Source organism: Candidatus Eremiobacterota bacterium (assembly GCA_031082125.1).
In the GTDB taxonomy this organism is placed as follows: Bacteria; Vulcanimicrobiota; CADAWZ01; order CADAWZ01; family Ess09-12; genus Ess09-12.
Map to the genome: position 1 here is coordinate 168,407 of JAVHLM010000012.1, position 19,179 is coordinate 187,585.

The 19,179-nt window shown below is 56.7% G+C and carries 17 protein-coding genes; 10 read left to right on the forward strand and 7 right to left on the reverse strand.

Annotation, left to right across the window (positions count from 1 at the left end; genetic code table 11):
• Positions 1-86 precede the first annotated feature (86 nt).
• The 3 genes from RDV48_15120 (at position 87) to RDV48_15130 (ending at position 2,647) form a co-directional block, all read left to right on the forward strand.
• Positions 87-1,634 carry a hypothetical protein gene (locus RDV48_15120; protein ID MDQ7824131.1) on the forward strand — a complete coding sequence of 516 codons (1,548 nt, stop codon included), beginning with the start codon at positions 87-89 and terminating at the stop codon, positions 1,632-1,634.
• A 94-nt stretch (positions 1,635-1,728) separates the two neighbouring features.
• On the forward strand, positions 1,729-2,259 hold the full coding sequence (locus tag RDV48_15125) for a hypothetical protein (GenBank protein MDQ7824132.1): 531 nt from the start codon (positions 1,729-1,731) through the stop codon (positions 2,257-2,259).
• Positions 2,260-2,299: 40 nt separating this feature from the next.
• On the forward strand, positions 2,300-2,647 hold the full coding sequence (locus tag RDV48_15130; protein MDQ7824133.1) for a hypothetical protein: 348 nt from the start codon (positions 2,300-2,302) through the stop codon (positions 2,645-2,647).
• 137 nt (positions 2,648-2,784) lie between these two features.
• On the opposite strand, the gene RDV48_15135 is transcribed toward RDV48_15130, so the two are convergent.
• The 3 genes from RDV48_15135 to RDV48_15145 form a co-directional block, all read right to left on the reverse strand.
• Complete coding sequence (locus tag RDV48_15135) at positions 2,785-4,152, reverse strand: esterase-like activity of phytase family protein (GenBank protein MDQ7824134.1); 1,368 nt, start codon at positions 4,150-4,152, stop codon at positions 2,785-2,787.
• 135 nt (positions 4,153-4,287) lie between these two features.
• The gene (locus RDV48_15140) at positions 4,288-5,232 is read right to left on the reverse strand and encodes an ankyrin repeat domain-containing protein (protein ID MDQ7824135.1); all 945 of its coding nucleotides are present in this window, start codon (positions 5,230-5,232) and stop codon (positions 4,288-4,290) included.
• 76 nt (positions 5,233-5,308) lie between these two features.
• On the reverse strand, positions 5,309-5,917 hold the full coding sequence (locus RDV48_15145; protein ID MDQ7824136.1) for a DUF2490 domain-containing protein: 609 nt from the start codon (positions 5,915-5,917) through the stop codon (positions 5,309-5,311).
• Between the two features lie 233 nt (positions 5,918-6,150).
• On the opposite strand from RDV48_15145, the gene waaF reads away from it, so the two are divergent.
• Complete coding sequence (waaF, locus tag RDV48_15150) at positions 6,151-7,257, forward strand: lipopolysaccharide heptosyltransferase II (GenBank protein ID MDQ7824137.1); 1,107 nt, start codon at positions 6,151-6,153, stop codon at positions 7,255-7,257.
• Here waaF and RDV48_15155 read toward each other — a convergent pair.
• Entirely contained in the window at positions 7,235-8,218 is a 984-nt protein-coding gene (locus RDV48_15155; protein MDQ7824138.1) for a hypothetical protein, read from the reverse strand. The two genes, waaF and RDV48_15155, sit on opposite strands and share 23 nt — an antisense overlap.
• A 171-nt stretch (positions 8,219-8,389) precedes the next feature.
• Complete coding sequence (locus tag RDV48_15160; GenBank protein ID MDQ7824139.1) at positions 8,390-10,012, reverse strand: hypothetical protein; 1,623 nt, start codon at positions 10,010-10,012, stop codon at positions 8,390-8,392.
• 293 nt (positions 10,013-10,305) lie between these two features.
• Here RDV48_15160 and RDV48_15165 point away from each other — a divergent pair, with 293 nt between their 5' ends.
• Complete coding sequence (locus RDV48_15165) at positions 10,306-11,046, forward strand: ABC transporter ATP-binding protein (protein ID MDQ7824140.1); 741 nt, start codon at positions 10,306-10,308, stop codon at positions 11,044-11,046.
• Positions 11,033-11,887 carry an ABC transporter permease subunit gene (locus tag RDV48_15170; protein ID MDQ7824141.1) on the forward strand — a complete coding sequence of 285 codons (855 nt, stop codon included), beginning with the start codon at positions 11,033-11,035 and terminating at the stop codon, positions 11,885-11,887. The genes RDV48_15165 and RDV48_15170 overlap by 14 nt, the downstream gene beginning before the upstream one ends.
• A 73-nt stretch (positions 11,888-11,960) precedes the next feature.
• On the opposite strand, the gene RDV48_15175 is transcribed toward RDV48_15170, so the two are convergent.
• Together RDV48_15175 and RDV48_15180 are read right to left on the reverse strand one after the other, a co-directional pair.
• Positions 11,961-12,686 (reverse strand): hypothetical protein, encoded by a 726-nt coding sequence (locus RDV48_15175; protein ID MDQ7824142.1) that lies wholly within the window; start codon positions 12,684-12,686, stop codon positions 11,961-11,963.
• A 124-nt stretch (positions 12,687-12,810) separates the two neighbouring features.
• Positions 12,811-14,313 (reverse strand): D-alanyl-D-alanine carboxypeptidase family protein, encoded by a 1,503-nt coding sequence (locus RDV48_15180; GenBank protein MDQ7824143.1) that lies wholly within the window; start codon positions 14,311-14,313, stop codon positions 12,811-12,813.
• Between the two features lie 251 nt (positions 14,314-14,564).
• Between RDV48_15180 and RDV48_15185 the strand changes: the two genes are divergently transcribed.
• The 4 genes from RDV48_15185 to RDV48_15200 all read left to right on the forward strand — a co-directional run bounded on the left by RDV48_15185 (position 14,565) and on the right by RDV48_15200 (position 19,015).
• Entirely contained in the window at positions 14,565-15,719 is a 1,155-nt protein-coding gene (locus RDV48_15185) for a DUF5009 domain-containing protein (protein ID MDQ7824144.1), read from the forward strand.
• 188 nt (positions 15,720-15,907) lie between these two features.
• Positions 15,908-16,624, forward strand: coding sequence for an ankyrin repeat domain-containing protein (locus tag RDV48_15190; GenBank protein MDQ7824145.1), 717 nt, complete (start codon positions 15,908-15,910; stop codon positions 16,622-16,624).
• Positions 16,625-16,736: 112 nt separating this feature from the next.
• Positions 16,737-17,906: an aldo/keto reductase gene (locus RDV48_15195; protein ID MDQ7824146.1), complete on the forward strand. Its 1,170-nt coding sequence runs from the start codon at positions 16,737-16,739 to the stop codon at positions 17,904-17,906.
• 50 nt (positions 17,907-17,956) lie between these two features.
• On the forward strand, positions 17,957-19,015 hold the full coding sequence (locus RDV48_15200) for a hypothetical protein (GenBank protein MDQ7824147.1): 1,059 nt from the start codon (positions 17,957-17,959) through the stop codon (positions 19,013-19,015).
• Positions 19,016-19,179: the final 164 nt, after the last annotated feature.

Below are 19,179 nucleotides of genomic sequence, written 5' to 3' on the forward strand. Positions count from 1 at the left end.
GTATTATCCTTCACATACTTCCAGAGGGAGGAATAGTAGAATAGCCTTGAGAAAATGAGTGAAAGGCTGACCCGGGAGGTTATGACATGAAACCAGGACTTTTTCGTGCACTGCTTATCGTTCTTATCCTTGCGGGACTCCATGGCGGACTTTTATGGGGTGCGCCGACAAAGCCAAAAGAGAAGACCACAGCGAAACAGGTGCCGGCAAAGCCCGAGGCCCGGAAATCTCAGGACCTCCAGTACTACCTCTCCAGGGACAAGACCTATTCCCTCTATATTCCCAGGGGCTGGACCGTCACATCAGACGACAACAAGAACGGCAAGCTCATCACTGCGAGCGCGCCATGCGGCCTGCCCTGCATAGTATTTTACTCCTGCACCATCACCGCGGAGTTTGACGCCGTCGCTTTTTCCAAGGCCATCCTCAGCACAAGCACCAAGTACTTTTCCGACATAAAAATTACCGAGGCCTTCGCGACGAAAGACCGCAAGAGAGTCACCCTTGAGTTTCAATACACCTACGGGTCAAAGGAGCTCGACAAATGCCGGTACTATGTGACCACCGAGGGCACCAGCGCCCTCGTGATGGAATGCAGCGCCACCGCGGCAGAGTTCAAGAAACAGAAGCCCCTCCTGATATCGATGCTTTCAAAGATAAAGCTCATGTCCCCCCCTCAGGCGGCGGCAGCACCGGCAAAGCCAGATATCAGAAACAATCCCGATGCGCCCTTCCTTTACGAAATGGTGCCGTACACCTCACAGGACGGATCATGCAGGATCTCCATTCCCAATGGATGGAAAGTGACGGCCGGCAAGGGAGCAATGCTCGTCACATCGCCTGACGGCGGCTCAGGCTTCGCCTTCTCGACAACAAATTTCATCGGCCAGGGTAACGTGCCCTACCTGGACTCCGGGAGCCTCCCGGGCCTTCATTATTCCTACAGAGGGCCCGCGGAATCGATGTCCCTGGTGCTCGGGCTTTTCGGCTCAAGCAACATCAGGTACAGCAGATATTCCAACAATGCCCAGGCCGCCACCGTATCAGCCTTACTGAGACGAGAGGCCGAATCCGAGTATGCCGTGATGACCTATACGAGCAAGAAAGGGGTAAATACCGAGGGCTTCTTTGATATCACCACGATGAAACCCCTCGCGTCGGGACAGTGGGGCGTCATGTACGAGGGCATCTGGGCTCCCCGATCCCAGTACAACCGTTACCTCCTGACCCTCGTGGATATGTGGGAGAGCTTCAGCATCAACGAGGAGTGGGCTGCCGAGTATGTGCGGCAGGGCGTGGAGAACCTGAAGCGCCTCGCCGCCGATACCATTGCGAAATCGAGGCGGTATGCCGAGGAGATAAGGCAGGCAAACACTGCCGCCTTCCAGGAGAGGATGAGAAGCGGCGATTACATAGACTACAAAAGGTCGTCAATGATACGGGGCCAGCAGGACTGGGTGAGCGGCATAGAAGGCGGATCGGTGTACACTTCTGACAGTGACGGCCTCAACAGGGACGGCCGCAGGATCATCGAAGGCCAGGGAGCCAATTACCACAACTTTGACGGAGAGAAACACGGCCTCATTCCCCTTGACGTGAACAGGGAGTTCTTCGACGCCCGCATGGGCAGGTAAGTGAATTGTTTACAATTTCTCTACATACCTTCTGCCCTCTCAAGGATTATAATAATGGAGGATCAATGAAAAGCCAATAAAGGGGGGTATGACAATGATAGGTAACGTGGGTTCCGCGGCGCCGCAGCCGAAAAGTCCGGTCTATTCGCACATCAGCGGCAGAATAGGTGAAAACCAGGCAAACCTGACCCTGAACCAGCAGAATGACCGCGTGGACATCTCCGGTTCCGTAGGCGTCAACAGGGTCAATGTCCACGAAACCATAAGCGGCAGCTCCGGAAACATTTCGGGAAGCGTGTGGGGCTCTTCAGGCTATAAGAACGTGAGCCTCTGGGTGAATAATTTCGGCGGCAGCAAAAGCATATCGGGCTCCGTGGGAAATGAGCATGTGAACGTGCGCCAGTCCGAGACGGGAAATCAGATCTCCATGAGCGGGTGGGTCGGGACAAAATATGTGAATATCTACGGGAGCCATAACTCGGGAAGCGCAAGCTTCAGCGGCACCGTGGGAAGCGGCTCAAACAGCAGCGTCTGGCTTCACGCCTACGAGAGCCCCCAGGGACAGAACGTGAACTATGAAGGACTCATTCCTGCCCTGCTGTGCACCGAAAGGGACGCTCACTGACCATCATTGCAGATAACCGCGAGTTAAAGGAGAAAGCCCGATGAAACGGACAATCATACCTGTGCTTATAATGGCCGTGCTGGCACTGGCATTGCTCATCGCCTGCCCGGCCTTCGGAGCCAATACCATGGCAGGCAAATGGAAGGCTTCGAGCGGTTATACCGTGTATATTCCCGACGGGTCCGGGAGTTTCACCCTGCTCTTTGAGAGCTTCAAAGGGGAGAAGATCACGCACCCGGCCCAGTGGGTCACCGTCGGCAGGGAATTCACCTGGACCGACAAGCAGGGCTCAAAGCACACCGCCACCCTTGACCCGTCGAATCCCAACAGGATCGAGGACATCAACTCAGGCAATCCCGGCAGCCCCGCCTACTGGTACAGGATATAGTAATGCGCATTATAAATTGCAGTATCAGAGTTTCCAGAGTAAAGTACCCATGCTCATTTGGCAATTTAGAGTGCTGCAATTACTTATGCTCTGGAGTATAAGCAACTAGGCAGAGCCTGCGCCGCCTGACGGGCATCCTATTTCCGCAGCGGGCTTGAGAACTTCAGCACCAGGACGGTGGGATGAGGTATCGCCGGCACTATGGCGAAACGGTCTTTTGAAGGCGTTCCGCCGTGGGAGATTATGCCGTTGCTGAGGGTGTAAGCCTTGTGGTCGCCCTTGATCCTCCTGCCGTCCTCCGTGATTATGCAGCTCTCAGCGCCGAAATCGCTGTCATCTATCACCACTAAGGTCCTCTCGTCAACAAGGGTCATTCCTTCCGCATAGCTCTCATGAAGTTCCGAGAGCCCGGGAAGCTCGCAGAGCTTCTTTTTTGTCAGGGACTTCAGCCCCCGTTCCTCGAGAGTCTTCAGGCTCAGGACCTCAGCCTGCTTCTCGTCATGGCCCGCAGCAATATCGGAGGCTCCCCCCCATTCCACCAGATAGATGGCGGTATGGCGCTTACGGGGCCCGATGGCCAGGGGGCCATGCTCAAGGACCAGCACATGGCCTTCACCAACAGCGGCAAGATCACTTATGCGGACGGCCTTGAGGTCCTTGTAAAGTCCGGGCTCAAGGGGATAAGCCAGGGTTTTACAGACGCCTGTGCCCTCATCATGGAGCACGAACCGCACAAAATCCTCGGGTTTTCCTCCCGGGGAGAGAGGGCTCTGCAGCGCCGCCAGCACCTGGCCCCCCGGCAGGGCGGCCACCCCCTCGAAGCCGCGGTTCCTTCCCCGCCCGGCGAGGAAGGAGGGAAGGCCCCGGGAGGGCTCAAGGCACTTGACAATAGTGCCCGACGAATCGGCCTTGAGCAGCGAAGGCCTGTACTCGTCGCAGATCCAGAAAGAGCCGTCAGGAGAGGCGCTTATCCCCTCTGAATCGATGCCGCGCGGATCATGGCCAAGGGCTTTGAAGTTCTCATCAAGGGCTATCTCCTCGGCCTTTTTACCCTCAGGGGGGGGAAGGGGCAGTCCAGAGGCCTTGCCCTCTTTCCAGGAGAGGGAGATTGACTTGTCAATGGTGAGCTCACTGCTGCCGGGTACATAGCGGAGCCCGATAATGGAGGGGCTGAATGAGGGGGAAAGGTAGACCTTCTGCCTTACTCCCTCGGGGCTGTCAGGCACCCCGAAACCGGGGCCGCGGTCTGTCACTCCCCAGAAAAGCCATGATCCGTCTTCAGCTTTTCCCCTGAAGCTGAGACCTGAGCCGGGGGATATGGGGATGCCTGCGGGAAAGTCCGCGGCGAACTTCCCTGAATAGGGGAGGTTGTCCTTTCCCTCGAGCTTCACCTTCACCGCGGTGATCGATACGGCCATCTCCGCGGCGGGTGTGTACGTCGAACAAAGTGCCAGAAACGCTGCAAAGAGCAAAACAGAAAGCAGGCTGCATATCCTTTTGTTCATCCCTTGTGATATCCTTTCATCATGGTACAGGTGATTATACAGGCAAAACATCACAAGGTCAATCCTGCTCCCATTTCACCCATGCGGCTCTCTACGAAGGCGACAGGAAAGTCCTCGAGACCCTGCAGGGGGCCTTTATCTTGTTCCGCCTTTGCTTTTCAGGAGCTTGGCCGCCTCGGTTCTTTTATGCTCCAGGGCAAGCTTCAGGGGCGTTTTCCCTTCCTCTGTCCTTGCGTTGACGGCGGCGCCCTTTGAGAGAAGCAGCTCCATTATCCTGAGCCTGCCCTGCATGGCGGCAAGATGAAGGGGCGTAAGGCCTCCCATTCCTCTCACATTGATCTTCGCCCCTGCCGAGAGTATCCGGCTCGCGACATCATAATCGCCCAGCTCCACTGCCAGGTGGAGCGAGGTGTAGCCGCGGCAGTCCTTCCCGTCGGGATCGGCTCTCTCAGAGAGGAGAAGGTCGATCATGGGACGGTTTTTCTTATAGACAGCCTCCTGGAGCGCGGTGGTCCCCGAGTCGTTGTGGGCATTCACGTCGGCACCGCGGGCAATGAGGAGCCTCACCATTTCGTCATAACCGTTACAGGCCGCCACCTGGAGCAGCCTCGTTCCCTCGCCGTCTCCCTGGTTCACCTGCCCCGGGTGGAGCTTCAGCAGCTCTTCAGTCTTTTCAAGCTTGTTTTCGAAGACGGCGGCCTGCAGCTCCCTGTTGTAAGTTCTCGCCCCCTTCCCCGCCAGATACTCGGCAATTCCCCCGAAGCCCTGTGCCGCTGCAGTCTCCCAGGGCGTGACGCCGATATGGTTTTTTGCATTCACATCGGCCCCGTTCTGGACGAGAATCTTCACGATCTCGAGGCGGTTCTGCTGCACCGCGTAGTGAAGAGGCCTGTTGCCGTTGATGACGAAGAGGTTGACAATCCCGGGGCTTTTTCGCAGTATGAGCCGCACCTTCTCGGCATTTCCGGCATTTACTGCATCTACCAGGCTGTCGAGGTCGGAGGCCGCTGCGGGGAAGTGAAGCACCAGCAGCACGAAAACAATAAGAACACAAGCTTTGGAGAAAGACAGAGCGGTCATGATTTTACTTTCGCTGCGGCTTCAGGGTTCTCCTTCGCCACGGAGAACCGGGGCCGCCCTCAGCACCGGCAATGCCTCAGAACCGGATATGAAGCCGGGTGACGAGGGCGTTCACTTCCTTCCATTGCGAAGGGGCTTTTGAATTCTGCATCAGGTAGGAGACTTCCCAGTTCAGATCCTTTTGAGAGAGGGACTCCAGGCCCAGGTACAGGCGGTTTCTGTTGAACTCCCCTCTGCTCAGGTCGTAAAAGACCTCGTCGATGACAAAGGGAACAATCTGGACTGCCGTTCTCTCGCGAGGAAGAAAGGTTATCTTCAGGGAGTTCCTGTATCTCCAGTTGCTCTCCCCCGTGGAAAAGCTCCGGCATTCAAACCTGTTCCTGTCTGAAAATTCCATATTCCCCCAGTTCCACTTGAAGGTCCCGTTCACATAGGGCCTGTCTTCCCAGAAGGCGAGACCCTTTGCCTGCTCCACTATCTTGCGGAGGTTGAGGCTCATGGCGAAAGAAGGGGAGCACTTCCGCTCCAGGCCGACATCGGTATGTCGGTAAAAATTGCCTTCCAGGCTGCTGGCGTAACGGTACTCAATTTCCAGCTTCGCCGTGAGCCTGTTGTCGAATTTATGCTTGAAGTCCGTTGACCACCGGTATTCCCATTCCCCGGCCACCGCTGGCAGAGAGCACATTGAGAGCAGCGCGAATAATACCGTCAGGCGGCATAGTGCTGGCTTTGCAGGAATATTCATTGCTTCCCATCGTCCTGTTGTGGCTTTAATGGTATGTATTGTAAAACTTTTTGAGCCATTTTGCAAGTAAGAGGAATACTTCACCCCTTCAGCAGAGAGTATTGATTGGTGGCGCTTCTTCTGATATCATAGAGATATCATGCATATCATCAGAAAGCTCAAAATGCCAGGTCATGCCCGATAGAAAGCTTATCGACAGAACCAGGAAAATTCTTATCATAAAGCTCTTTGCCATTGGAGAGCTTTTGATGGCCACTCCTTTGATCGCTTCTCTCAAAGAAACCTTCCCCGAGGCTTCTCTGCATGTTCTTACCGGCTCTTATATCAAGGACGTGATAAAAAACAATCCTCATGTAGATAAGGTTATCGCCGCAGATGAAAAAGACTTTCTTGCTCACAGAGCGGTGCCTCTTTCAAGACTTCTCCTGGCTCTCCGGCGTGAAAAATATGATATGATTTTCTGTCTTCACAGGCCCTTTATCATGAGCCTTTTCACTTTTCTGGCCCGCGCTCCCGTGAGAGCCGGGTTTGAGAGGGGAAGGGAAGGCTTCCTCTATACCCACAGGGTGAAGCCCAACATCCCGGGAAGGCACCAGATAGAAGAGTATCTCGATCTGCTGAGGGCCCTGGGCGTCGAGCCCTCTTTCACAAAAAAAATGCTCTTTCTGGACGAGGAGGCCCTGGCCAGAAAGGAGCTCATCTTCCGGGAGCACGGCCTTGAGCCTGGAAAGAAGGTAGTGGCTCTCTCCCCCGCGGGAGGCAACAACCTTGCCGCTCACCGCCTGGGAACGGACGCCCTCGTGAGAAGGTGGCCCGATGAGAAGTACGGCCGGCTCGCGAAGCTCGTGATTGAAAAGCTTGGGGCAAAGGTCCTGATAGTAGGCGGAGAAGCAGAAAAGGCCGCGGCCGGTAAAATCATCGAGATCGCAGGGCCGGAGTGCATCGATCTGACCGGTAAAACAGATATCCTTACGGCTTCAGCAGTAATAAAGGGTGCCGATATCCTTGTCACCAACGATTCAGGGCCCATGCATCTTGCCGCTTCCGTGGGTACTTTTGTGATAGCTCTCTTCGGCCCCACCGACCCGAATGTCGCAGGCCCTTACTGCGAGAACTCACAGGTGATTAGAAAGGGGTTTCTGTGCAGCCCCTGCTTCAGCAAGGACCGCTTCCCTCCCTTCAACGTGGACTGCCCCGCATGGAAATGCATGGAAGAGATAGATCCCGCCGAGGTTTACCGCGAGATTGAAAACCACCTCAAGGCTTCCTGTCAGCCCTGAAGCGCTCCATCGCCTGAGGCAGAAGGAACAGATTCCCCGTGGCATTGTAAACCGGTGTGTTCTTCGCGGCTCCGATGCTTCTGTGAGAGGCTCCGCGGCAGTAAATGGTATAGAAGTCCTGGCTGGCGGAGGCCTCGTAGGAGCTGCGGTAAGTATCCTTTCCTGCCGCGGGGCAGAGGGGAATTGACTTGAGATAGCGGGGGCAGAGTATGGCGAGCCCTGGCGGGCAGTGCCCCCTGTTGTCAGTGGAATACATTTCAATGGCGGTCGCCAGATGACGGCAGTTTCTCTGGCAGAGATAATAGTCTGTGTAGGCCTCCTTCTCACGGGGAGAAGGCTCCCTGCCAAGCGCCTCTGTTATCTGTGACAGGAGAAGCGCTCTCTCCAGGGCATACTTGCTGCTTTCTTCCGGGAGGAGGGGATAACCGGAACGGGCATCTGCCCTCGGGTAGTCTGAAGGTACGGCGGCGTGATTTTTGCCCATGCAGCAGAATGAATAGAAGTCCGGCATTGTGCTTACCTCGTAAGAACCGCTGTAGGTATCCTTCCCCTGCGACGGACATGAAGGCACTGCCTTGAGATAAGCGGGGACAAGACCGCCCAGCTCGAGGGGATAGCGCCCCTTGTAATCTGAAGAGTAGAGCTCCAGGGCCTCGCTGATCTGCCTGCAGTTTACCTGGCAGAAAAGAAGATCCCGGGAATCTCTTTCCTCTCTGGAGGAGGGGGATTTCTTGAGGTGAGGCGGCAGATCTACGGGCAAAACTTGCTGAGAAGGGCTCTTTTTCGATGGATGGACCAGCGGCGTTGCCACGCTGATGGCCTGAACAGGGCTGTGTGCCGTGCGGGGGGGCTCCACAGGCACCTGCTCTTTCTGCCTGACCCTGCTGAAGAAAATAAGCAGGACCAGAAAGGGGATGACGAACAGAGCGGATTTCAGGTAATCCGGCGGCTTCTTCTCCAAGACGGCACCCCCTTCTTATAATACGGCGAAAAGACCTGTCACTGCCATGATGAAACGCTCGTCCATGTTCGGCACCAGAGAGTGTGCCCCCTGTTTACATTGAGACACGAATCTTTCACATCTTTTCTTTTTCCGTGAGCATACTGTGACAGGGGAATGGAAGGGATTTCGTTATTTCCTCGGGGGCTCCGAGTGGCTGAGCGCCAGTGACAGGGGCGGAGGGAGAAACAGTGCATCGAGCCTGGGAGCGAGATCTATTATAGAGCTTTCCTGTTTTGCCTGATAATTAGGTGCGGAGCGCAGCCTTTCCAGCTCTTTTACCGCTTTCTCGCGCTGCGGCTCAGGCATTTTGTCAGAGCCGAGCAGGTCCTGCAGGCGCTGCTCCTCGGCGCGGGCCATCTCACCAAGTTTATCCGGCGGAGCCGTCAACGCTTCATAGGTGGGCGCAAGGCCGTACTTGTCAAGCAGCTCAACCCTGGCATCGATCTCTTCCCTGGAAAGGCCCGGGTCCTTGGGAAACTTTGTCACCAGGAAAGTGTCCCTGGCAGGATCCATCTGCAGAATTGTGGGCCTTACAAACTGCTTTTCACCGGGCCATATGGTTCTGTCCCACACCTCAAGCGAGCCGCGGGGGAGAATTCCACCGCGATTGGAATAGTCGCGGACCATGCGGCGCAGGAGACGGTCTTCAGCGCGCTCGCTGTCGAGGTATATGGTGGCATGGGCAAGGCCAAGCCTGTCGAGATGGGAGATGATTTCCTCGTTGGCGGCATGGAGGGAATCGATGACCAGGATGTCATCGTCTCCGATCTCCATATGCCGGGGCTTTTCTTCACGGAAGCCGGTGAATCTGACATCGGGCAGGCGCCACCCGCCCGGCCTTGTGTCGGTGAAGTTATATACCGGCACATCGGCAGATCCGCTGCGAATGAGCTCGGAGATATCCTCCTTGAAGCGGTTTATGTCCACTGCTTCAATGGAGTCCCAGTAAAGGGACCGATTGTCGGGCGTCCTGGGATAGTTGGGATCGTCAATGTCCTTGAAATACATGTCGCCCTGAAGCTCCACGGCCCTGCGGCCGGCTTGCTCGGCGAACTCCTTGACCTGCTCGATGAGGGAGGATTTGCCTCCGCTGGAAGGCCCGGCCAGAATGAGGGCAACGCGCTTCCCCCTGGGGAGGCTCTCTATGAGCTCCTTCACCTGGTCGAGACGGTTGGGCACTCCGCCTTCCCCGAGGGCCCGGCTCACCGACTCTGCAGTCTGGCTTCCGGGAAGGTGGACCTCGTGGAGCGTCCCGCTCTTATCTTCATGGAGGCATTTCACCACGTGGAACTGTGACGGGTACCGCGTGGCCGCCTCTTTGATGGAGGGGCTGCTGGAAAGACGCTCCACCACTTCGTAGACCCCCTGGAGCGTGCTGCCTGCAACGGCATCAGGGCGGCTTTTCACCAGGGCTGCAGATCCATTTTCACCGGTGTGCTCGACAGCGATGACCGAGGTCACTGAAGGCCAGGCACGCATATAGCCGGTCATCTGTTCTTCAAGCGCCCGGCACTGTGCTTCATCGGATGGCTTTGTGCCGTTGAGCGACGCCATGGCAATATGGGGAAGGCCGGGAACAGGCGAAAAAGAGATGGTATGGGCCGAAGAGCCTCCGGAACCGGTCAGCGTGACAGCGTCCTCCACCTCCGTTCCAGGCCCTTTATCCTGAGAAGGCGCAGAAAGGCCCGCATCACGCTTCACATGGAAGGTGCGAATGGCAGGCGAGGCAATATTGTGAAGCGAATCGCTCATAAGTGAGCCCTTTCTTCAGGATCGCGGGCAGCCCGAAACACCATGAGTTGTCACCCCGGTTTATGCTATTATAGCACAGAATCATTAAAGAGGGACAGACCTCAGATATTAACATTTCGACACCTTCCTTTTCTGTCCCTCACTCTCACCCTGTCGCCGGGGCTTATCAGCGAAATAATATCTTTCAGAGCATATGAGCCCGCAGCAGGAAATCCTTTGGCACCTCAATGAATATTACCAGAATTGATGCTCGGGAAGACAGACCGGGCAGGGCTGGAAAGGATGCTCCATGCATGGAATACGCGATTGAAACCGAGAAACTGACAAAAATCTACCGGAACAGCAAGGTGAAGGCCGTTGATGATCAGACGATGAAGGTGCCCTCAGGCGAGGTCTTCGGCTTCCTGGGCCCTAACGGCGCCGGAAAGACGACGACAATCTACATGCTCCTCGGGATCCTCAGGCCCACGTCTGGTGAGGGGAGAATTCTCGGGCATCCGCTGGGCAGCAATGAAGCGAAAGAGAGAATCGGCTTTCTTCCCGAATCGGCCACCATGCACCTCCACCATTCAGGCCTGTCGCTGCTGCACTATTACGGCGCCCTGCTCAACATGCGCCGCGAGGACCTGAAAACGAGAGCCCGGAAGGTCCTGGAGCTCGCGGGGCTCAGCAAGGCAATGGACCAGAACATTGCCACCTATTCAAAGGGTATGCTCCAGAGGCTCGGGATTGCCCAGGCGCTCCTCAACGATCCCGATCTGCTCATCCTGGATGAGCCCACGGCAAATCTGGATCCAATCGGCAGGAAAGAGGTGAAGGATCTGCTGATGCATGTCAAGGAACACCGAAAGACCATATTCATCAGCTCCCACATCCTCTCGGACATCGAGCAGCTCTGCGACAGGATTGCCATCCTCAAGGAAGGCAGGCTGATCAGGAGCGGTACCATCGCGGAGCTCATCGGCGACAGTTCATCGACCCTCGAGGACTTCTTCTACAGAACAGTGACAGGAGAACCAGATGCGGGCAGTTAACCTCATCGCGAGAGACACTATTCTGGAGCTTTCAAAAAGGAAGGTCCTCCTCGCCATAGTGATTGCCGTTGCGCTCACGGTGCTCCTCTATGTCATCGCTATTGCGGTGGAGCCCTCCTCTGTGCAGAAGATGGTGGACAGGATGACCTCCGGCAGGGATCTCAGTCCCGACCAGGTCGCGGCGCTGTCAATGCAGATCAGGAAACAGGGATACGGCATCCTCGTAAGCGTATTCTCCTTCGTCATGGAAGTGCTCGGCACGCTCATCGCGCTCATCATGTTCGGGACCCTTATTCCCGCGGAAATAGAGAGAGGCTCGATCAAGTTCCTCATCTCAAAACCGGTGAGCAGGCTCGAAGTGGCAGCGGGCAAGTGGACTGCCGGGTGCATGGTGCTGCTTTGCTACAGCGCAGGCACCTCGCTACTCCAGGCGCTCAGCAGCCTTTATCTCACCGGGGGAATTACCGGTGATACACTCCATACCTTTCCCTTTCTCTTCTGCAAGCTTCTCATGAGAGGATCGGTGGCAATGTGCCTCTCGGTCGCCATGACACCGGTACTTGCCGGTGTCCTCGCGTTCTTTATCTCCGGTGACATATTTGCGTTCCTTGCGGGGATCACCGGCCAGTCCCCTCTCTTTGTCGCCCTCTCCTACCTGCTCCCCAACTATTCTGCCTTTCCTGTCCACTCATTCTGGAACACCATGGCCCACGCCGTGGGCGCGAGCGTCCCGGAGCTCTCAGTTCTCGACATCGCGGCACGGTGTGCCTATGGCCTGTTTTATGCCGCCGCAATGCTGTTTCTTACCATCAGGCAGTTCAATGGAAAAGATCTCACGTAGGCCCCTGCACGACCGCCCCTCCAGCCATGTATTTGACCGGCTGCGGGGTATCATGCGGCACTCCGGGACAGAGTCATTGTGATAACGGCACCATGGGCAGCATCGAGAGATCCTCAAGGATCTCCCCGAGCTCGGTGGTGGTGTAGTACGTCGTCTCTACAAATCCTTCCCTCTGCTCCGTGTAGAACGTTGAAGTCTGGTCGATTCTTGAAAGGATGCCCAGCGCGGGATCAAAGAACAGGAGGCCCTCTCTCCGGTAGGTGATGGTTCTTTTCTCCGGCGATCCGGGGTACCCCGGGTAGCTCACGGCGGCCGTGCGGAAAGCTATCTGAAGATGGGGCGCTCCCTCAATCTCGCATTCATTTTCAAGGGTATAATACGTGGCGGTCTGGAGGGGCTCTGCCGTGTCGGCAGGCTGCAGATACTCCTCCCGCTCCCACCTGTGCCCGAGGGGAACAGGTTCTGACGGAAATGGATGAATGAGCAGAATTGAGGTGTCAGTGGCTTCAAGAATGGTGCCCCTCCTGTCTATCATGGCATAGGTGCATTTCAGGTGGGGCAGAGTCCTCTCCCTGTCATCCATTGTTGATTTGACGGGAATCGGGCTGATGAAGACATGGAGGCGGTCTCCCCTGTCCTGGTAAAGGATCTTGAGGGTCAGGGAGATCTCCAGGGCCTGGTCGGGCAGGGCTTTCACGCCAGGCAGCGTCGATGTCACCGTCGTTCTTGAGGCTCCGTGGTAACAGGCCATCAAGCCGGGGCTGAAGGCGTATTCAAGGTCATATGATTGTGACTCCATGGTCGCTCCTCCTGGTGCTCATATCTGATGAGTAATATTATTCGGGAGGAGAGGAACTCCTTTCCGGAAAAGAAGAAGCCCGGGTGCTCCGGGCTCCTTGTGGTCTTTCTGAGAGGATTTCTGCTCAGGCGCCCGAAGGGGAGACATGCCACTGCTCCCAGCCGCCATGCTGGACATTGGTCTTCAGGCCGTAGTCCTGGACATTATTGGCGAGCCACCGGTAAGCGCCCGGCGTGTTGGCGAAATCCACGGCTACCCCTTTCTCATGATTGCTGGTCCCGGGGTACGCGGCGCGGCCCGGCCCATACTTGTTGTAAAGGGCCCACTGCTCGGAATTTGACCTGAATCCCGAGATGATGTCCAGGTTGACGCCGTCCTGTTTCGCGTCCTCTATCATCTGCCTGAGGCGCGGCGCGATGCTGGAATCGACCTTTTCGCCCGAGACGGTCTCAAGCTTCCCGGAGGGGGTGCCGGGAGCCTTCATCTGCTCCTTTTCGGCCTTGAGGCGCTCCTCTTTTTCCTTCTTGGCCTCTTCTTTTGCCTTCTGGAGCTCGGCCTGATCCTTCTGGAGCTGGTCCTTGGCCTTGGCCTGCTCCTGCTTGGCCTGGGCTTCATCCTGCTTGGCCTTGGCCTCTTCCTGCTTGGCCTGGGCTTCCTCCTGCTTTGCGGCTTTCTGCTCCTCCTGGGCCGCCCGGAGCTCGTTCTGGGCGCTTTCCACGGCGCTGTTGTCAGGAGCCTGCGGAGACGCCGTCTCACCGGTCTCCTTCGACTGCTGGGCTTTCTGCTGCTCGGCCTGCTGCACTTTCTGCTCGGCGCTCTGCACCTTGCTGTCGGCTGACTTGACTTTCTGCCCCGCCGCCTTCACCTTCTCGCCGGCCTGCTTGGCCTGCTGCGAGGCCTGCTGAACCTTCTGATCGGCCTGCTGAACGTCCTGCTTGTCCTGCTTTACTTTCTGCTCGAGCTCTTTGACCTTCTGGTCGGCGCTCTCAGGCCCTCCCTGTCCCTTATCGCCGGGAGCGGTCTCCGTTCCCCCGGCATGGGGAGCCTGCTGGGCGTTCCCGCTGTGGGACGGATAGGAGGGCTGTCCACCGCTCATCGGTGAATAGGGGTTCGCCATGCCCTGGGGTGCCCCGCTCCCCCCGCTCATCGGCATGAAGGGATTCCCCGCGCCCATCGGCGAGCCCATGCCCATCGGTGACTGCGGATTCATGCCAAGAGGAGTGCCGAAGGCCCCGTTCTGCATGGGATTGCCCATCCCGGGGCACATCCCGTTCTGCCCCATCATCTGCATCATCATCTGCATCATCATCATCAGCATCTGCATCATCTGCTGCATCATCTGCTGATTGCCGCCCATGCCGTTCATCATGCCGCCGAACCCCGGCACCATGCCCATTCCGTTATTGAACCCCATCATGGGCCCTGCCTGCGCGAAGGCGGGAAGGGAGCCGGGGCCGCCCTGCTCGCCGAGATCCTGCGAGAAGAGCGAGCCGTCCATGCCGAAGGGGCTCAATCCCATCTCGGTTCCCAGGCTCCCCAGGCCTATCGCCCTCTGGGGGCCGGCCATGAACATGGCGCTGTCAACGGCCATCATATTGGTCATTCTGAGCTGTGCAAGCGGATCCATAGGTACACCTCCAGGTAATGAGAACTTAAAGTACCCCATATTATATAACGACATGGGACAGTCAAGTAAAGTGGTAAAGTTCCTAAAAAAATCCTGTGCTTTTTTCCAAGGTGCCTGAGGGCTCCCGGGAAGATGACGGGTGGGTGATCATCGATGGATTGAAGCTGCCCAGGGCGGGATGAAGCAAAAAGCATTGTCACCGCTTTGCCTGTTGGAGAGGAATAGCAGGGGACGGCGAATAATCTTCCCTCGTGGAGGAAAAAAAGCGGCTCATCTCACTTGATCTCTTCCGCGGGGCGACTATTGCAGGGATGCTGCTTGTCAACAATCCCGGCACATGGAGCGCAATCTACGCTCCGCTGGAGCATGCCGAATGGAACGGGTGCACTTTCGCCGACCTGATATTTCCCTTCTTCCTTTTTATCATGGGAATGGCCATCCCCCTTGCCTTTCGCAACCGCAGAACCTCGGCAGATGGCATGAAAAAGCTGCACCTGCAGATACTCCGGCGCGCCCTCCTCCTCTTTGCCCTGGGCCTCCTGCTGAATTCTCTCAACGTGATGCTGACAAAAATGACCCTGTCTCCCTTTGCCATCTGGCCCGATCTCCGCATCCCCGGGGTACTGCAGCGGATCGCGATCTGTTACCTCTTTGCCTCCCTGATGGTGCTGCACCTGAAGCCCAAAGCCCAGGTCCTCGCCTCCGTGCTGCTAATCCTCGGCTATGCACTCACGATGAACTTTGTACCCGTGGAAAGGAACGGCACAGTGATCTGGGAGGCAGGAATTCCGCTGAGAGACCATAACCTTGCAGCTCTGGTCGATGCCTCCCTGCTCGGGAACCATGTATGGAAGGTTTCCGCCCCTTGGGACCCCGAGGGAGTGCTGAGCACCCTGCCGGCCATTGCCACGACACTTTTCGGGGCCTTTGCCGGGTACTGGATCCTCAGGGAAATTCCCCCCGCGGTGAAAGTGAGGGGCATGGCCATCATGGGAGCCCTCGGGGCGCTCTCAGGGTACCTGATGAATTTCTGGGTTCCGCTGAATAAAAACATCTGGTCAAGCTCCTACACGCTCTTCACCGGGGGGCTCGCCCTTCTCTCAATGGCCTTCTGCTACTGGCTTGTGGATGTGAGAGGCGCAAGGCGGGGGCTCCATTTTTTCATTGTGTATGGATCGAATGCGATCACGGTCTTTGTCCTCTCCGGCATCTTTGCCCGTTTCCTCGATTTCATAAAGGTCCCCCTGGCTTCGGGGCTGAGCCTCAAGGCGGTGATCTACAGCGGCCTTTTTGCTTCCTGGCTGCCTGATAAGGCGGCATCGCTGGGCTATGCCCTTGCCTTTGTGATGGTCTGGTACGGCATCATGGCCGTGTTCTACAAGAAAAGAATTTTCCTGAAGATATGACCCGCCTCACCATCATCTTCCCCCGCAGCAGGCAGGGCGGTGACTGCCGGGTCGCCCGCGTGGCTTAAAGTGCCTCCGATGACCGCCCGGGCTTCCGGGCAGCCCGGCTGAAAACGATTCTTGCCACAGGGGCTCCTTTTTGCTACAATTGATTAAAAGCGGAGAAGAGGCGAAGGGGAGGCAGGCTCATGAAAAGCCTTATCGCGGCAGCGGCTCTTGTTTGTTTTATGCTCTTTGTGACGGCGCACGCGGGAGCCGATCAGGCTGAAGATCTTTTTGGCGCGGCCTACAAGGGGGACCTGGCAAAAGTGAAGGCTCTCCTAGCGAAAAATCCAAAGCTTGTCAATGGAAAGGGAAAGAGCAGCGGCGGATGGACCGCCCTGATGGCCGCAGCGAGGGCTGACCATAAGGACATAGTCCTCTATCTGCTTTCAAAAGGAGCTGATATCAACGCGGTAAGCGATGAAGGTTTAACATTACTTATAGACGCGGCGTCCTTCGGCAAAACTGAGATGGCGGCGCTTTTCCTGTCCAGGGGCGCAGCGGTGAACGCAAAGGACAGGCAGGGAAAGTCTTCCCTGCATTATGCGGCATCGGGTCTGGGAAACAGGGAGCTGGCGGCGGCCCTTGTCAAAAGCGGCGCCGATGTCAACGCCAGGGACAAGTCAGGCAGAACGCCCCTCTCCTATGCCGCGGAAGAGGGAGCAAAGGCGACAGCGGAGCTCCTCATCTCCCACGGCGCTCCCATCAACGCAAGGGACGCCTCGGGAAAAACACCGCTCGGCACCGCGGTGGAGAAATTGAAGAGCATGTCCCTTCACATAGACCGTGTCGACAGAAGCAAAGATGAGCAGAAGATGAAGGAGCTCATTGCCTTTCTCCGTGCCCGCGGGGCCAAAGAATAACAGCCCTGGCCATTTTTATCCTTTTTCTTGTCCTGGCCGGCTCCTTTCTGCTATACTTATGATACTGGCGGAAAACTCTCCAGAATTCCAGATAAAAAGCGAGGCATTCCCTATGGACAGAAGAGACTTTATCACAGAGGCATGCAAAAGCGTTGTCGGTGCAGGAATAGTGGCAGGCCTGTGCTCTGATCCCCGCTTCCTTGCCGGTATCACCGCCGGCAGCATCGGGGAATCAGGTGCGAAGCCCGCTCCGGTAAAGAAAGAGGTGATATTCCGGGCCTTTGGAAAGACAGGCCTGAAAGTCTCGGAAGTGGGCTTCGGCGCGATGATCACCAATGACTCCTCCGTGCTGGCGCAGGCCCTCGAGATGGGGATCAACTACATCGACACGGCAGCCCGCTACCAGGGGGGCAACAACGAGAAGATGATCGGCAATCTGCTGGGGAAAAAGAGAAAAAACGTGATCATCTGCACGAAAGTCCCTCCCGGCAGGATCGATGAGATGGAGAGGACGGTGGAGCAGAGCCTTGTCTCCCTGAAAACTGACTACCTTGATCTGCTGCTTCTCCATGCCCTCAAGAGCGAGGAGGAAGTGCAGAACAGAGAATGGCAGCAGTTCCTCGCGAAGCTGAAAAAACAGGGAAAAACAAGGTTCGTCGGCGTCAGCACCCACAGCAACATGGCCGGGGTGCTCAAGGCCGTGACAAAATCGAAGTTCTATGACGCGGTGCTCACGACCTATAATTTCAAGGTGGGCCAGGACGTGAAGGAAGCCGTCGCGGAAGCCCGCAAGGCCGGCGTGGCGACTATCGCGATGAAGATCATGTGCGGGGGCTATCAGGCGGGGGCATCTTCAAAGCTTAATCCTTTCCAGGCGGCTCTAAGGTGGGTTCTCAATGATAAAAACATCGATACGACCATTCCGAGCGTCACAAGCATGGATCAGCTCAACCAGAACTTCGACGTCATGGGCTCGAAAATGACCTTCAGCGACAGGAAAGCGCTGAGCCGCTATGCCCATGACATAGCCCCGCTTCATTGCAGCTCGTGCGGGAGCTGCGACGGGAGCTGCACCCATGGCGTGCAGTGCACCGATATCCTGAGATTCCTGATGTATGCCGAGGGATACCGCGAAATGGATCTCGCACGGGAAAGCTATTCCGAGCTCCATGCCTCTGAAAAGGCATCCCGGTGCCTCTCTTGCAGGAGGTGCATGATAAAGTGCGCCCACAGCCTCGATATAAGGTCAAGAATGAGGGAGGCTCACCGGCTTCTTGCCTAGATTCTCCTGAGATGACGGCGCGGGGTGGGCTCTCAGAAACAGGTAAAGCAATGAAAAAAACAGCGGTCTTTCTTGCTTCGCTGCTTATATCGCTCGTTCTGCTGGAGGGCAGCATTGAGCTTCTGGAGTCTTCAGCCCAGGAAATGCCTTTCCTCTCAGGACCCCCGCACCTTGCTTCCGAGGAAGCCGACGCCCTCCTCAGAAGCCTCCCGGCCGACAATTTCTCCGAAGGCTGGGTGCAGGCGCAGAAGCCCCGCCTCTATGGAAAGGATGACCTCTTCGAGCTCATTGACGGGGAGGCCGAGCAGTATTTCCAGTTCGGCTTTCTCAATGCCGCCTCAGGCATCTATACCAACAAAAGAGAGGCTGACAGCCTCCTCACCGTGGATATCTTCGAGATGGCCGATAAACTTATGGCTTTCGGCCTCTATTCGACGTACCGCTCTTCCGGCAGTGCATACCATCCCCTGGGAACGGAGTCATTCGGAGATTCCGGATCGCTCTACGGCTACCAGGGGAAGTTCGTAGTCCGCATCTACTGCGCCTCACTGAAAACCCTCAAGAGCCCGGTCACCGCCGCCGCTCTAAGCCTTTTCGCCTCTCTTCCCGGCGACCGCTCTCCCCCCGCGGAGCTCTCGCTGCTCCCGGCGGCTGGAAAGGTCGCCCATTCAGAGAAACTTACGATGAAGGGGTTCCTGGGCATCGATGAGCACCCGGCGGCGCTTGAAGCTGAATACAAGGATAAGGGCCACACCTTCAAAGGCTTCATCATCACATCACCTGATGAAAAGAAGAACTTGGCGCTCTTTGAGAAGCTTCTGGGGCTCCTGGACAGGAAGTCCCTGAAAAAGAAACCGGCAGCCGGCGGGACTGCCTACTATAGCAAAACCAGGTACAACGAGGGATTGTGCCTCTATGCCTCGGGGAGCCTCACCATGGGGGCCTTCATGCTCGAAAGCTTTGATGAGGGGCTCCGCTTTATCAGCATGGTGAAGGCGGCCCCGAAGGCCTCCCTCCTCCCCCGCCGGCCGGGATCCATGGGGAAAGAAAGCTCTGGACGGGGAAACCTGGCAGGATCCCGCCATGAGGTGAACAGATGTCACCGGTGAAGTGAACAAGACCGCTGCTGAAACGCAGAATCTCAAACAGAAGCAGCCCGGGCTCACCTGCGTAACAGCGCGCGTCTGTTGATGACGGGCACCTTGAATGCTGCCTTAAAAATCTTTCCCCCGCAAAAAACATTCCGCCCAACGGCAGCCACGTCTGAAACCCG